Raw genomic sequence first — 14,211 nt, forward strand, 5'->3', positions numbered from 1 at the left:
GTCGATGAAGGGTTGCGGACGCTCATGGATTTCCGCTACAAGCGCCATTTTAAAGCGGACCATGGCGAAAACGGCATGAGCAAAGGAAAACACGGCCGCGGGGCGAAAGACATGATTGTCAAGGTGCCGCCGGGAACGGTCGTCATTGATGATGATACAAAACAAACGATTGCCGATTTAACGCGCCACGGGGAACGGGCAGTGATTGCCAAAGGCGGGCGCGGCGGCAGGGGCAATATCCGCTTTGCGACACCGGCCAATCCCGCTCCGGAAATTGCCGAAAACGGCGAACCGGGCCAGGAACGTTATATTGTTCTTGAATTAAAACTGCTTGCTGATGTCGGCCTTGTTGGTTTTCCGAGCGTCGGGAAATCAACCTTGCTTTCCGTTATCTCTTCGGCACGCCCGAAAATTGCGGAATACCATTTTACGACGCTTGTGCCGAATCTCGGTGTAGTCGAAACGGAGGACGGCAGAAGTTTTGTCATGGCCGATCTGCCGGGGCTGATCGAAGGCGCGCACGAAGGCGTCGGGCTCGGCCACCAGTTTTTGCGCCATATCGAACGGACGCGGTTGATCGTCCACGTCATTGACATGGCGGCGGTGGAAGGGCGCGACCCGTATGAAGATTATTTGACGATCAACAAAGAACTGAAAGCTTATCATGAACGCCTTTCTGAGCGCCCGCAGCTCATTATTGCCAATAAAATGGACCTTCCGGGCGCGGAAGAAAATCTGGCGGCGTTTAAAGAGAAGCTGGGCGATGTCGCACGCGTCTTCCCGATTTCCGCGGTGACGCGCAAAGGATTAAGGGATGTTTTGTTTGCGATTGCCGATCTGCTCGATGAAACACCTGCCTTCCCGCTTCATGCTGGCGAAGAACCGGATGCGGAACCGTCCCGTGTATTGTACAAGCATGAAAAAGAAAAGGCCGATTTTACCATTACACGCGATCCGGACGGCAGCTTCGTCATCCACGGGGAAAAAGTCGAGAAGCTGTTTAAAATGACAAATTTCAGCCATGACGAGTCTGTCCGGAGATTTGCCCGCCAGCTGCGCGGAATGGGCATTGATGACGCGCTCCGTGCACGCGGCGCGAAAAACGGCGATACCGTCCGCCTTTTGGATTTTGAGTTTGAATTTGTAGATTAACCGTGCTGGGCCGGGGAATCCCGGCTCCCGAGTGGAGGAAAGGGCACTTTGGAAAAGAAAGCAGAGCATAAGTTTATCTTGGTGCGTGAGGATGTTTTGCCGGAAGCGATGATCAAAACACTTCAGGCGAAAGAACTGCTGGAAAGGGGACAAGCGGTATCGGTCGGGGACGCGGCGAAAAAAGCGGGCTTAAGCCGCAGCGCTTTTTATAAATACCGCGATACCGTTTTTCCGTTCCATTCGGTTGTAAAAGAAAAAATTGTGACCTTGTTTTTTTATTTGGAAGACCGGTCCGGGACATTATCCGAAATTTTAAGGATTATTGCATCTTACTCATGCAATATTTTAACGATTCACCAGACGATTCCGATACAGGGGCGGGCAAATGTCACCGTTTCGCTGAATGTGTCCGGGATCAACAGGAGTTTAAATGATCTGCTGGAAGAACTGCAGGCATTTGAGTTTGTCAATAAAGTAGAAATATTAGGGTCCGGAGCCTAGAACTCCGGCCGGCGGGGGAGAGGAAATGAAAGCAGCTTTTTTCGGGCCGGAAGCGACGTTTACCGATATCGCGGTCCAGTCAGTGTTCCCGGAGGCCAGCCGGGTTGCGTATAGGACGATTCCGGAATGTCTGGAAGCCGTGAAGACAAAACAGGTGGATATGGCGGTTGTTCCGCTTGAAAACGCCCTGGAAGGTTCGGTAAATTTAACGGTCGATTACTTGTATCATGAAGAACTGCCGCCGATCCGCGCGGAAATCATCGTGCCGATCGAGCAGCATTTTATGGTTCATCCTGCAAATGCCGGCGCCTGGCGGGAAACGGAAAAAATCATTTCCCATTCCCATGCGCTTGCGCAGTGCCACCAGTTTCTGCGCCGGGAATTCCGGCATGCGGAAGTGGAAGCAATGGGCTCTACGGCCGCTGCTGCGAAATATGTAAGCGAACACCCGGAACTGAAATGGGGGGCGATCGCCAATGAAATGGCAGCGGAATTGTACGGCCTTGAAATCGTCAGGCGTGCAATCCATGATTATCCGTTTAACCATACGAGATTCATTGTCCTTTCAAATGAGGAGCTTCATATCGAAAAAACGCCTGATTTCCTGAAATCGACGATCATGGTCACACTGCCGACGGACAAGGCAGGATCGCTACACCAGGTGTTGTCTGCCTTTGCCTGGCGAAAGATTAACTTGAGCAAGCTTGAATCGCGGCCGTTAAAGACGGGGCTTGGAAACTACTTTTTTATGATTGACCTGAACCACTCCTTAGAAGAAAAGCTTGTCCGCTTTTCGCTTGAGGAAATCCACGCGCTCGGCTGCACCGTGAAAGAACTCGGGACCTATTATAGGTATATGGCGGATAAATGATGATCGCTTCTTCAAGAATGTTAGGATAAGCCCGGCTGGAACCCGGGCTTATTATTTTTTGCAAAACAAGCTTTAAACCCAGGTTTTTAGGCCGGATGGGTGATGAAAAAGAGCTGTCCTTTATGTTTAGGGCAGCTCTTTTTCATTTTCTGCAAATAAAATGCCAGCTTCTTTCAGCGCCTGTTCCGCTTCTTCAACCTGCCGCCCGCTTGCGGCTTCCACCGTATGCAGGTGGATGCCGCCTGTTAATTCGGATAAGTAGCTGGCATTTGTTTCTTCAATGCGGCGGATAAACCGGGCCACTTCTGCGCGGGTGGAGACCATGATCGAGGCGGTCAGATCGCCGTATACCGGATGCTCCACCTTGACATCTTTTACGGTCACCCCGTGGTCCACGAGCAAATTCAGCTCATGTGCGACCTGTTCGCGACTATGCATGCAAACAAGCGTTTTCTCCACTTTGTTTTCCGCACCGGCGGGGTGTATGTACAAATATCCCTGGCTCGTTGCCAGGATCGGTTCGTTTTTCGCTTTCAGGAGCGTAATATCATTTACTATAATCTGCCGGCTTACATTTGTCCTTTTTGCCAGTTCCCCGCCCGTAATCGGCTCCCGGCTATTCTGCAGCCATTCGAGGATCAAATGCCGCCTTTCATCCCCAAGAATTTTTTTCTTCTCTGCCAACAGCGTTTCCCCCCATTCATTCGGCCTCATTCGGATTTTATCATACGAAGGCGCCGGGATGAAAGAATCAACCCTTTAAAGGGCATAAAGGACGCGGGACGTTCATAAGTTTTTATGTAAAATCAATCGCATTTTGCCCGGCACCACATAGAATGTATGGACTTAAGCCTTGAGGAGGGGAAATGTGTGAAAATCCATATCGTGCAAAAAGGCGATACGCTCTGGAAAATCGCCAAAAAATACGGCGCCGATTTTGACGAATTGAAAAAATTGAATGCGCAATTATCCAATCCGGAAATGATTATGCCCGGCATGAAAATTAAAGTTCCGACAACGGGCGGCATGGTAAAAAAAGAGACACATACAGGCCATGCAGGTTATACGGGCCACGCGGGTGCAAAAGAAATGCCGCTCGTGACCCATCCGTACGAGCAAATGCCCGAGGCCAAGATGCCCGTCGCAAAAGAAATGCCGGTACCAAAAGAGGTGCCAAAAGCGCCAGCACCGAAAGAAACACAGGTGAAAGAAAAAGTGGTTGAAAAAAAAGAAACGATTTATAAGCCGGTGATGCCGCAACCGGTCATTCCTGAAATTGACATCCATAATTACTATGTGACCAATATGGCTGAAATCGAAACCCATACAGCTGCATCGCCGCCGAAGCACCATGAAAGCGAATCGTCGGAAAGCGTGCACTACACCATGCCGGTAAAGGAAGAGTGCCCGGAAATGTATGTACCGTATAATCCGTGTCCGCCCGTGATGCCGGTATACGATTGCGGCTGCGGGGGAGGGGACATGCACGCCGGATTTTTCCCGCCTCCTTACAGCATGCCATATCCGCAAGTCCCATATCCGATGCCGTACCCAATGGCCTATCCGCAAATGCCGGCGATGGCCGCGCCAACAGGGTTCACGCAAATACCGGCGATGGCCGCGCCGGCAGGGTTTATGCCGCAGCAGCAGCCGGCATGGCATGAGGGGCAGCAAGTGATGCCAGGTTATGAATGGGAAGAAGAATCCTCTTCGTCTTCTCCTTATCCGTATGGCCCCGGTATGCAGGCGGGGGTTTCTGCGCAACATCCTGCCGCCGCGCCGCAATGGGGAGCGCAGCAGGCTCCTTTATACGGCGCTGCTTCAGAAAGCTCCGCCTATATGCCGCAGTACATGCCGCCGCAAACGATGCCGCAGTACGCCCCGTATCCGCCGCACCAGCAGCCATGCGGGTGCCAGGAGCAACCTTACGGCGGCGTGCAGGAACCGTACGGGATGGCGCCGCAACCGTACGGCATGCAGGAACCATTTGGTGGCATGCCGCAACCGCCATACGGGATGTCGCAACCACCATACGGCATGCAGGAACCGTACGGGATGCAGGCCCCGTTCGGATATGACCGGGGCGAAAAAACGGACCAGCCGCAGGAAAAACGGGATCCTTCCGGCGAAGAAGAAAAATAATGGGCGGCCGGAGACAAGAGGGAGACGAAACCAAACGTCTCCTTCTTTATGCGGAAAACAGACTGCAGGAACCGATTGTTGACTGGCGCAGGTTGCGTGACCGGGTATGGCTTATCGGAACAAAGACAAAGAAAGTGATCATGAAGCAATATGGTTCCGATACGCGCCTTAAACGGCAAATGCTGCTTACATCGGAACTGCGGAAAAGCGGTTTCACCCAAACTTGCCGTTTTCTGGAAGATGACAACGACAGCCCCTTTCAAGGCAAAGCTTTTGGGTTTATGGCATACATTGAAGAAGACCCGGCCGGTTTTACCTTCGGGACGGAAGCAGACATCCGCGCCGCTTTCCGCCTGTTAAAACAGTATCACGAAAAGACCGCGCACTTTCCGCAAGCCGTAAAAATGGAATTTCCGCGCTTTTTCCAGCTGAGAAAATGGCAGGCGCGGTACCGGACATTTCTGGAAAACAAAGAACAAATTGTCCGGTATTTGCCGGAAACGTATTTTGCCGCGTACGAAAGATGGGCAGCCGAGGCGTTAAACCGGCTTGAGAAAAAACAGCATTTGCTTCACCGTCCGCCGTATTGCATCACGCACGGTGATGTTGCCCACCATAATTTTTTGCGTGCGAAAAACGGGGAACTGTATTTGATTGATTTTGACCTTGCCCGCCTTGCCCCGGCCTGGACCGATGATCTCCAGTTTTGCAACCGGGTTTTGCCCGCTGCTTCATGGTCGCTTGCTGCTCTTGAAAAGTGGGGAATGCTGGACGGTGCGCCGGACAGGGAAACTTTTCTTGAGGCGCTCCTTTACCCGACGGATGTTTTAAGAGAGTGGAACCGGTTTGTTGGAAGCGGCAAAAAAGAAAAAGAGCAGTACTGGCCGCATCTTTCCCTGCTTTCCATCGGGCAATTCGGGGAACGCGCCCGCTTTCAAAAAGAAGTAAAAAGGCGTTTGCAAGCATAACGGAAAAACCTGGACGCTTACGGCCAGCATAATGCTTTTCATCCTCCTTTCGGGCGAGTATGGTATAGTAATAGGGGACTGTATCAGCGATGTCAGAAAGGAGTGATGGCCATGTCCGGCCATTCCAAATGGAAAAATATTCAAGGCAGAAAAAATGCGCAAGATGCAAAGCGCGGAAAAATCTTTCAAAAACTGGCAAAGGAAATTTATGTAGCGGCGAAAAACGGGCCTGACCCGGAAGCGAACTCAAGCCTCCGCCTAGTCATTGAAAAGGCAAAGGCCGCCAATATGCCGAATGACAATATTAAACGCGCCATCGAGAAAGCAAGCGGCAGCCAAAACGCCGAACATTACGAGGAAATCACATATGAAGGGTACGGGCCGGGCGGCGTTGCCGTCATGGTCAAGGCTTTAACCGATAATAAAAACCGGACCGCTTCCAATGTCCGTGTTGCGTTTTCGCGCAACGGCGGAAATCTCGGCGAAAACGGATGCGTGTCTTTCCTGTTTGACCGCAAAGGCTATCTTGTCATTGAGCGGGAAGGGCTCGAGATAGATGAAGACGGAATGCTGCTTGCCGCGATTGAAGCAGGCGCCGAGGAAATGGAAACGAGCGATGAAGTGTTTGAAATTTATACAGATCCGGAGCAATTCATGGATGTGAAGAAGAACCTCGAGGAACAAGGCTTTACGTTTGCCCGAGCAGAAATTACCATGGTGCCGCAAAACACAATTGCTTTGGATGAAGCGCAAAAAGAAAAGATGGAGCGATTGCTGGACAGGCTGGAAGACGATGACGATGTCCAGGAAGTTTACCATAACGCCGAATGATAATGTCCCAGTCACTTTCCGCACCCGGTCCGGCCGGGTGCGGAAAGTGACTTTTTTGCAGCAAAGCCGGTTAGCCCTGTATCCAACCGGTTACACTGTGGAGAGGGCCCTTGCTGTTTTTAAACCGGCGCACTACGAGAGAGGACCATGCTGTTTTAGACCGGTGCACTGCGGAAAGGGGACCATGCCGTTTTTAAACCGGCTGCACTGTGGCTAAAGAATCGTGCCGTTAAAACCCGGACGATGGTTTCGGCTGGAAATCCGGGAAGGTCGTTAAGAGGCAGCGAGTATTCGAAAAAAAGTGAGCCCGGTATGCCACACGGACACGGATCTGTCTCCGGATGCAGGCGTTTCCTTTCGCCATGGAAACAGGAAAAGCGCCCAGCCTTAGGAATCATCCGGCCGGAAAAAAAGGAGGGACCGGACATTCGTTCCCAAAACGGTTGCATTCTGTGGTACAATATGGGATAGCAAGTTTTTGAGGAGCGTGTGGGAAGGTTGTACGAATATATTAAAGGCATCATTGATTCCGTGAGCCCGGATTACATTGTCGTGGAAAACGGGGGGATCGGCTACCGGCTGCTGGCGCCGAACCCGTATATTTTTTCAAAAAGCATCGGACAAGAACGAAAAATTTTTACATACCAGCATGTGCGCGAAGATCTGATCGCGCTTTACGGTTTTGAAACGGCGGAAGAACGGGCGCTGTTTCAAAAGCTGCTCAATGTTTCCGGCATCGGGCCAAAAGGGGCGCTTGCCATTCTTGCGTACGGGCAGCCGCAGCAGGTTGTTGACGCCATTGAGAATGAAAATGAATCTTTCCTTGTCAAATTCCCCGGTGTCGGCAAAAAAACGGCAAGGCAGATGATTCTTGATCTGAAAGGAAAGCTGCAAGGCCTCGTGCCGGAGATGCCGGACGAGGCAGGCGGGGAAAAAGCGGTGCCTGCATCCACCAACCAAAACCTCGAAGAAGCGATGCTCGCTTTGGCGGCGCTCGGCTATTCGGAAAAAGAAATCGCGAAAGTGGTGCCCAAACTTCCGGAAGAAGTGCTTTCTGCGGATGAATATATTAAACTCGCTTTAAAAGCAATGGTAAAATAATGGAGGAGGGGAGAGCATGGAAGACCGCGTAGTTTCCGGCGAGGCAAATGAACAGGAAGTTTCCTTTGAAATGAGCCTCAGGCCGCAAACCCTTGCGCAATATATCGGCCAGGATGAAGTGAAGCATAATTTAGCCGTGTTTATTGAAGCGGCGAAAGGGCGGCGCGAAACACTTGACCACGTGCTGCTTTATGGTCCGCCGGGGCTTGGCAAAACGACGCTTGCCACCGTGATCGCAAACGAAATGGGCGCGAACATCCGGACGACTTCAGGGCCTGCCATCGAGCGGCCGGGCGATCTTGCCAGCGTGTTAACCGCGCTTGAGCCGGGGGAAGTACTGTTTATTGACGAAATCCACCGCCTGCCGAAAGCGATTGAAGAAGTGCTGTACCCGGCAATGGAAGACTTTTGCCTTGATATCGTGATCGGCAAAGGATCGGGTGCCCGCTCCATCCGCCTTGACCTGCCCCCATTTACCTTGATCGGGGCGACGACGAGGGCCGGTTCGGTTTCAGCACCGCTGCGCGACCGGTTCGGGGTGATCAGCCGGCTCGAATATTATAACGAAGCGCAACTGGCGGAAATTGTGCTGCGGACAGCCGGCATCCTCGAGACGGCGATTGAGCCTGAGGGGGCAGCGGAAATTGCAAGGCGTTCGCGGGGCACGCCGCGGATTGCGAACCGGCTGTTAAGAAGGGTGCGCGACTTTGCCCAGGTCAAAGGAGACGGAAAGGTCACCCTTGAGATCGCCAATTATGCCCTTGAACTTTTGCAAGTTGACAAACGCGGGCTTGACCATATTGATCATAAGCTGTTAAAAGCGATCATAGAGCGCTTCCGGGGCGGTCCTGTCGGGCTCGACACGATTGCGGCCAGCATCGGGGAAGAAAGGGAAACGATTGAAGATGTATATGAGCCATATTTGCTGCAAATTGGCTTTTTGCAGCGCACGCCGCGCGGCAGGGTAGCGACCCCGCTTTGCTATGCACATTTTCATATGGAGGTACCGGAATGAGCGGATTTGGAAAAGTGCTGATGACGATCGCCGTGATTCTTTTTGCTATCGGCCTGTTGATGCAGTTTACGAAAATCGGCCGGCTGCCGGGCGATATCCTCATTAAAAAAGGGAACACAACCTTTTATTTTCCAATCGCAACATCGATCCTTTTAAGCGTGATCTTAAGTGTGTTATTATATATCATTGGACGGTTCAAGTAGCCGCAAATGGAATTCAAAACGAAGGGGAAGCAACAATGAAACTCGATTTATTTGATTATGACCTGCCGGAAGAGCTGATTGCCCAAACGCCTTTAAAAAACCGTTCGGACAGCCGGCTGATGGTGCTGGATAAAAAAACAGGGGAAATTGAACACAGCGTATTTAAAAACATTACGCAATACCTGCGCCCGGGGGACTGCCTTGTCCTGAACAATACAAAAGTATTGCCGGCAAGGCTGATCGGCATAAAAGACGAAACAGGCGCAAAAATTGAGGTGCTGCTTTTAAAACAGCTCGAAGGAGACCGGTGGGAAACCCTTGTCAAACCGGCAAAACGTGTGAAAACAGGGACGGTTGTCCGGTTTGGCGATGGAAAGCTTTCCGCCGTTTGTGCGGAGGAGCTGGACCATGGCGGCCGGGTAATGAAATTCCGGTACGAAGGGATTTTTTACGAAGTGCTGAATGAACTCGGAAAAATGCCGCTGCCGCCCTATATTAAAGAACAGCTCGAGGACCAGGACCGCTACCAGACCGTGTATGCAAAAGAACCGGGTTCTGCCGCTGCGCCGACGGCCGGGCTCCATTTCACGGAAGCGTTATTGAAAAAAATTGAAGCAATGGGCGTGAAAATAGTCTATATTACGCTCCATGTCGGCCTTGGCACCTTCCGTCCCGTCAATGAGGAAAATATTGAAAACCATGATATGCATGCGGAATTTTACCAGGTATCAGAAGAAGCGGCCCGCACGATTATGGAAGTAAAAGAAAACGGCGGCCGTGTGGTCTCTGTCGGCACCACCTCCACCCGCACACTTGAAACGGTGGCAAGCGCCCATGGTGGAAAAATTGCCGCCTCAAGCGGATGGACGGATATTTTTATTTATCCGGGTTATCAATATAAAGCAATTGATGCCCTGATCACCAATTTCCACCTGCCGAAGTCGACGCTTATTATGATGGTAAGCGCATTGGCAGGGAGGGAAAATATTTTGCATGCCTACGAGACGGCGGTAAAAGAAAAATACCGTTTCTTCAGTTTCGGGGATGCGATGCTGATTAAATAGTGGAAGGAGCGCATCACTTGGCTGCCATTACTTATGAACTGATCAAAACGGAAAAACATACAGGCGCCCGCCTCGGAAAACTCCATACGCCGCATGGCACCTATGATACCCCGATGTTCATGCCGGTCGGAACGCTCGCCACGGTGAAGACGATGTCGCCGGAAGAATTGAAAACAATGGGGGCCGGCACCATTTTGAGCAATACATATCATTTGTGGCTGCGCCCCGGGCATGATATTGTTAAAGAGGCAGGCGGGCTGCACAAATTTATGAACTGGGACCAGGCGATCCTGACCGATTCAGGCGGGTTCCAGGTCTTCAGCTTGAGCAAGATCCGTGATATTACGGAAGAGGGCGTCCATTTTCGGAACCATTTAAACGGGGACAAGCTGTTTTTGTCGCCGGAAAAATCAATGGAAATCCAGAATGCACTTGGTTCTGATATCATGATGGCATTCGATGAGTGCCCGCCGTACCCTGCTTCTTATGAATATATGAAGCAGTCGGTGGAAAGGACATCGCGCTGGGCGGAACGCTGTCTTCGTGCGCATCGGCGTCCGGATGTGCAAGGATTATTCGGGATCGTACAGGGCGGAGCGTATGAAGATTTGCGGCTTGAAAGCGCAAATGCCCTTGTTTCGCTTGGGTTTCCGGGCTATGCGATCGGCGGCCTGTCCGTTGGCGAGCCGAAGGACGTGATGAACCGGATGCTCGAATTTACAACACCGCTACTTCCGGCGGACAAGCCACGTTATTTGATGGGGGTCGGTTCGCCCGATTCTTTGATTGACGGCGCCATCCGCGGCATTGACATGTTTGACTGTGTGCTGCCAACCCGGATTGCAAGAAACGGCACGGTGATGACATCAGCCGGCCGGCTCGTTGTCAAAAACGCGCAGTACGCCCGCGATTTCCGCCCGCTTGATGAGCATTGCAACTGTTATACATGTCGGCACTATTCACGCGCTTACATCCGGCATTTGATTAAATGTGGCGAAACTTTCGGAATTCGTCTGACCACTTACCATAATTTATATTTTTTGTTAAAATTAATGGAAAATGTAAGGCAGGCGATCCGCGAAGACCGGCTGCTTGATTTCAGGGAAGAATTTTTTGAGCAATACGGATTTAACCGTCCGGATGCAAAAAATTTCTAATACAAGCAACTAAAGAAGGGAGGATTCAGATGGCGTGGGCTCAGTTACTGCCTTTGGTGATTCTGTTTGTCCTGTTTTATTTCCTGCTCATCAGGCCACAGCAAAAGAGGCAGAAAAACATCCAGCAGATGCAGAGCAATCTGGCGAAAGGGGACAAAATTGTCACCATCGGCGGCTTGCATGCAACCGTGGATTCGATTGATGAAAATAAAGTCGTCTTAAGATGCGATAACGGCACGCGGCTGACGTTTGACCGCTCGGCGATCCGTGAAGTAACGGAATCCGTTGCAGCGAAAAAAGCAAAAGTCGAAAGCCAGAAAGCAGACAAAACAGTGGCAGAAAAAAATGCCGGAGAAACGAAATAAAAAAAGCGCCGTGTAATGCGGCGCTTTTTTTCAGGATTCCCGTGACCTTCCTGAGAAGAGGTTGACCCCTAAAATGCCCCCCATTGCGGCGACAACAATATAGCAAGCATGGTAAATGGCTTGTTTCACCGTAAAGAGTTCATCATAACCAAGGTACTGGACGAGAAAAACAATCGCTGTGTAAAGGATCCCCGTCAAACTGCCGAGGAGCCACCCTTTCTTTTTTCCTTTTCCGCCGCCGACGAGCCCCCCGAGAAATAAACTGAAAAAAGAAATCATCGTGACCGCCGTATGCAATGCATGCTCCGTCATATCCGAAAACCGCAGAATCAGTGAAATCACGAGGCTTGATATGGCAAGCAGGACAAAAATGACGCCCAGCCCGTAAACAAGGCCGATACTGTATTTTTGCGCTCCGATTTTCATTCTCCCCCTTTGACAAGCTTTTTCCTCAGTACAAGCATATGCCTGGAAACAGCAAAAAGAACCGGGCAAAAGATTTTTAGATAGTTTTTTCGCAGGCTGCGCATACTAAACATGATTTTGACCTTGACCGAACGGGGGGATTGGCGTTGGAAAATTTATTGATTATTTTTTTTCGGACACTGCTCATGTATGTTGCCATTCTTGTTATTTTCCGGTTAATGGGAAAAAGGGAGATTGGCGAACTGAACGTTTTGGATCTTGTTGTGTTCATCATGATCGGTGAAATGGCGGTCGTCGCCATTGAAAATCACAGTGAGCCCGTTGTAAATACCCTTTTGCCAATGGTTGTCCTGCTCGGCATCCAAATCGCGCTGGCACTTTTCTCGCTCCGCAGCAGCCGGATCCGCAAGCTGATTGACGGCAAGCCGAGCATTCTCATCAATAAAGGAAAAATCGATGAAAAGGAAATGCGCAGGCAACGTTACAATTTTGACGACCTTTTAATGCAGCTCCGTTCAAAAGATATTGACAATATTGCGGATGTGGAATTTGCGATTTTGGAAACTTCCGGGCAGCTGTCAGTGGTGAAAAAAAACAAAAACAAAAACAAACCGGCATCCTATACGGAACCGCTCATTGTCGGAGGGAAGATCCAGCAAAGCAATTTAAAGAAAAGCAACAAAACCGAAGCGTGGCTGCGCAGCGAGCTGCAAAAAAGAGGATACGGGGATATCGCCCGGATTTCGTTTTGCAGTTATCAGGATGGCGCGTTTTATATTGATCTGGATGATGTGCAATAAGCCCGGCCGGAACATGCAGGGCCTATTGCTTTTTTATAACCATTTTTTGAGGATCGGAATATACATGAGATCGGACCGGCGGATCAATTTTGTCATCATAAGCAGCAGCGTATAGACGGCCACGGTCAAACAAATGCCCGCTAGAAGCCGCAGGAAAGATGCGTCGTGCGCCATCATACCGGTGAACCACCAGTGCCCGACCGCGCCGGAAACGACCGAAACGGCCAGAAGCTTGGCCCAGTCGTGAACATACAGGGTAAACTGGATTTTTTTCAAAACGGTTGCAAAATGAAGAAATGTCACAAGCACCATTCCCGCCATGATGCCGATCGCGGCGCCGTTGATCCCGAACTCCGGGCGGGAAGCAAGGACAAAAATGGTGCCCAGTTTCACGACGGCTCCGATGATGCTGTTGATCATCGCCGCTTTTGCCAGATCCATTGCCTGCAGTGCGGCCTGGAGCGGCGCCTGGCATGCCTGGAAAATAAAAAATGGCGCCATGATTTTGATAAACTGTGACCCGTTTGCCGTCCCGTACATCGCCTGCATGAGCGGTTCTGCAAAGACATACAGGATGACAACCGAAATGCCGCCGGTTAAAAGGGAAAAACGCAATGCCTGCTGGAGCCTGTGTTCAACAAGTCTGGCATTTTTCCGGGAATTTGCTTCGCTGATTGCGGGCACAAGGGCGGTTGACAAGGAAACCGTGACAAAAGACGGGAGCATCAACAACGGCATCGCAAAGCCGGTTAAAGAACCGTACTGTTTTGTCGCAAGATGTGAAGCGACACCGGCAAGAGCAAGGCAGTGGGAGACGACAATCGGCTCGAGGAACCAGGAGAGATTGCCGATCAGCCGGCTCCAGACGGTCGGAACCGCCACGCGCATCAGTTCGTAAAACGTGTCTTTCCCCGATTTTACGGCTTTGAAAAAATGTTTGCGGACGCGAATCTGCTTTTTCAGTTTAAACATCGTAAACATATAAAGAAGGGATGACAGTTCTCCCAATATCGATGCAAACATCACCCCTGCTGCCGCATATTCAATCCCGTACGGCAGAAGCAAATTGGCAAAAAATGCGATCAGCATAATCCGCACACTTTGCTCGATGACCTGCGAGACGGCATAAGGCTTCATGTTTTGCTTCCCCTGGAAATAGCCGCGCAATACAGCGGAAACCGCCACAATCGGGATAATCGGCGTGATGGCGGCAAGCGGGTAATAGACGCGCGGATCTGTGAATAAATGATCAGCCAGATACGGCGCGAGTAAAATCAGCCCGGGCGTAAAAATGGCCGATAGCGAAATGGTAACCGTTAGGGAGATGACAAGAATTTTTTTAATTTTCGCCCTGTCCCCGACGGCGTCTGCTTCGGCAATACATTTCGAGATCGCGACCGGCAGTCCGAGCTGGGTTACCGTAATGACGAGCATTAAGGTCGGAAAAGCCATCTGATGGAGCCCGACACCCGTTTCCCCGAGCGACCGGGCAATGACAATCCGGTTGATAAAACCAAGCACCCTTGTTACAAAGCCTGCGGCGAGCAATATAATCGTTCCCCTTAAAAACTTGGACATTCTGTTAACCTGCCTTCTCAAATCCGCAATTTTCCTA

General features: G+C 50.9%; 15 protein-coding genes and 1 pseudogene. 13 read left to right on the forward strand and 3 right to left on the reverse strand.

Annotated features, from left to right (window positions below):
- The 3 genes from obgE to pheA form a co-directional block, all read left to right on the forward strand.
- A partial coding sequence (gene obgE, locus P9687_RS10700) for a GTPase ObgE (RefSeq protein WP_328228894.1) occupies nt 1-1,152 on the forward strand: 1,152 nt, incomplete at its 5' end.
- A gap of 48 nt (nt 1,153-1,200) precedes the next feature.
- Entirely contained in the window at nt 1,201-1,653 is a 453-nt protein-coding gene (locus P9687_RS10705) for an ACT domain-containing protein (RefSeq protein ID WP_014097873.1), read from the forward strand.
- A 25-nt stretch (nt 1,654-1,678) separates the two neighbouring features.
- Nucleotides 1,679-2,524, forward strand: coding sequence for a prephenate dehydratase (gene pheA, locus P9687_RS10710; RefSeq protein WP_014097874.1), 846 nt, complete (start codon nt 1,679-1,681; stop codon nt 2,522-2,524).
- A gap of 126 nt (nt 2,525-2,650) precedes the next feature.
- Here the strand turns inward: pheA and P9687_RS10715 are convergent, their stop codons facing one another.
- Entirely contained in the window at nt 2,651-3,208 is a 558-nt protein-coding gene (locus P9687_RS10715) for a transcription repressor NadR (protein ID WP_035188243.1), read from the reverse strand.
- A 186-nt stretch (nt 3,209-3,394) separates the two neighbouring features.
- On the opposite strand from P9687_RS10715, the pseudogene safA reads away from it, so the two are divergent.
- From safA to yajC, 9 genes and pseudogenes are all read left to right on the forward strand, one after another.
- Nucleotides 3,395-3,542 (forward strand): annotated as a pseudogene (safA, locus tag P9687_RS17340) (SafA/ExsA family spore coat assembly protein); the annotation flags it as partial.
- A 1,123-nt stretch (nt 3,543-4,665) separates the two neighbouring features.
- On the forward strand, nt 4,666-5,634 hold the full coding sequence (locus P9687_RS10725) for an aminoglycoside phosphotransferase family protein (RefSeq protein WP_035188240.1): 969 nt from the start codon (nt 4,666-4,668) through the stop codon (nt 5,632-5,634).
- A 111-nt stretch (nt 5,635-5,745) separates the two neighbouring features.
- Nucleotides 5,746-6,465 (forward strand): YebC/PmpR family DNA-binding transcriptional regulator, encoded by a 720-nt coding sequence (locus P9687_RS10730; protein WP_035184508.1) that lies wholly within the window; start codon nt 5,746-5,748, stop codon nt 6,463-6,465.
- A gap of 498 nt (nt 6,466-6,963) precedes the next feature.
- Nucleotides 6,964-7,566: a Holliday junction branch migration protein RuvA gene (gene ruvA / locus P9687_RS10735; RefSeq protein ID WP_046720699.1), complete on the forward strand. Its 603-nt coding sequence runs from the start codon at nt 6,964-6,966 to the stop codon at nt 7,564-7,566.
- A 16-nt stretch (nt 7,567-7,582) separates the two neighbouring features.
- On the forward strand, nt 7,583-8,581 hold the full coding sequence (gene ruvB, locus P9687_RS10740; RefSeq protein ID WP_014097880.1) for a Holliday junction branch migration DNA helicase RuvB: 999 nt from the start codon (nt 7,583-7,585) through the stop codon (nt 8,579-8,581).
- On the forward strand, nt 8,578-8,784 hold the full coding sequence (locus P9687_RS10745) for a DUF2905 domain-containing protein (RefSeq protein WP_014097881.1): 207 nt from the start codon (nt 8,578-8,580) through the stop codon (nt 8,782-8,784). The genes ruvB and P9687_RS10745 overlap by 4 nt, the downstream gene beginning before the upstream one ends.
- A 35-nt stretch (nt 8,785-8,819) precedes the next feature.
- Nucleotides 8,820-9,848, forward strand: coding sequence for a tRNA preQ1(34) S-adenosylmethionine ribosyltransferase-isomerase QueA (gene queA / locus P9687_RS10750; protein ID WP_029141942.1), 1,029 nt, complete (start codon nt 8,820-8,822; stop codon nt 9,846-9,848).
- A gap of 17 nt (nt 9,849-9,865) precedes the next feature.
- Nucleotides 9,866-11,005, forward strand: a complete 1,140-nt coding sequence (tgt, locus tag P9687_RS10755) for a tRNA guanosine(34) transglycosylase Tgt (RefSeq protein WP_014097883.1) — start codon at nt 9,866-9,868, stop codon at nt 11,003-11,005.
- A 29-nt stretch (nt 11,006-11,034) separates the two neighbouring features.
- Nucleotides 11,035-11,370: a preprotein translocase subunit YajC gene (gene yajC / locus P9687_RS10760; RefSeq protein ID WP_014097884.1), complete on the forward strand. Its 336-nt coding sequence runs from the start codon at nt 11,035-11,037 to the stop codon at nt 11,368-11,370.
- 30 nt (nt 11,371-11,400) lie between these two features.
- Here the strand turns inward: yajC and P9687_RS10765 are convergent, their stop codons facing one another.
- Entirely contained in the window at nt 11,401-11,796 is a 396-nt protein-coding gene (locus tag P9687_RS10765) for a TIGR04086 family membrane protein (protein ID WP_014097885.1), read from the reverse strand.
- A 146-nt stretch (nt 11,797-11,942) separates the two neighbouring features.
- On the opposite strand from P9687_RS10765, the gene P9687_RS10770 reads away from it, so the two are divergent.
- Nucleotides 11,943-12,596, forward strand: a complete 654-nt coding sequence (locus P9687_RS10770) for a DUF421 domain-containing protein (RefSeq protein ID WP_014097886.1) — start codon at nt 11,943-11,945, stop codon at nt 12,594-12,596.
- Between the two features lie 33 nt (nt 12,597-12,629).
- Here the strand turns inward: P9687_RS10770 and spoVB are convergent, their stop codons facing one another.
- Nucleotides 12,630-14,174: a stage V sporulation protein B gene (spoVB, locus tag P9687_RS10775; protein WP_046720700.1), complete on the reverse strand. Its 1,545-nt coding sequence runs from the start codon at nt 14,172-14,174 to the stop codon at nt 12,630-12,632.
- Nucleotides 14,175-14,211 lie beyond the last annotated feature (37 nt).

This window comes from Weizmannia sp. CD-2023 (assembly GCF_036225245.1).
Classification (GTDB): domain Bacteria; phylum Bacillota; class Bacilli; order Bacillales; family Bacillaceae_C; genus Weizmannia; species Weizmannia faecalis.

Excerpts from the sequence above, each read along its gene's own strand:
- pheA (WP_014097874.1), top strand. The coding sequence starts at position 1,679 with ATGAAAGCAGCTTTTTTCGGGCCGGAAGCGACGTTTACCGATATCGCG.
- P9687_RS10725 (WP_035188240.1), top strand. The coding sequence starts at position 4,666 with ATGGGCGGCCGGAGACAAGAGGGAGACGAAACCAAACGTCTCCTTCTT.
- P9687_RS10730 (WP_035184508.1), top strand. The coding sequence starts at position 5,746 with ATGTCCGGCCATTCCAAATGGAAAAATATTCAAGGCAGAAAAAATGCG.
- ruvB (WP_014097880.1), top strand. The coding sequence starts at position 7,583 with ATGGAAGACCGCGTAGTTTCCGGCGAGGCAAATGAACAGGAAGTTTCC.
- P9687_RS10745 (WP_014097881.1), top strand. The coding sequence starts at position 8,578 with ATGAGCGGATTTGGAAAAGTGCTGATGACGATCGCCGTGATTCTTTTT.
- queA (WP_029141942.1), top strand. The coding sequence starts at position 8,820 with ATGAAACTCGATTTATTTGATTATGACCTGCCGGAAGAGCTGATTGCC.
- yajC (WP_014097884.1), top strand. The coding sequence starts at position 11,035 with ATGGCGTGGGCTCAGTTACTGCCTTTGGTGATTCTGTTTGTCCTGTTT.
- P9687_RS10765 (WP_014097885.1), bottom strand. The coding sequence starts at position 11,796 with ATGAAAATCGGAGCGCAAAAATACAGTATCGGCCTTGTTTACGGGCTG.
- spoVB (WP_046720700.1), bottom strand. The coding sequence starts at position 14,174 with ATGTCCAAGTTTTTAAGGGGAACGATTATATTGCTCGCCGCAGGCTTT.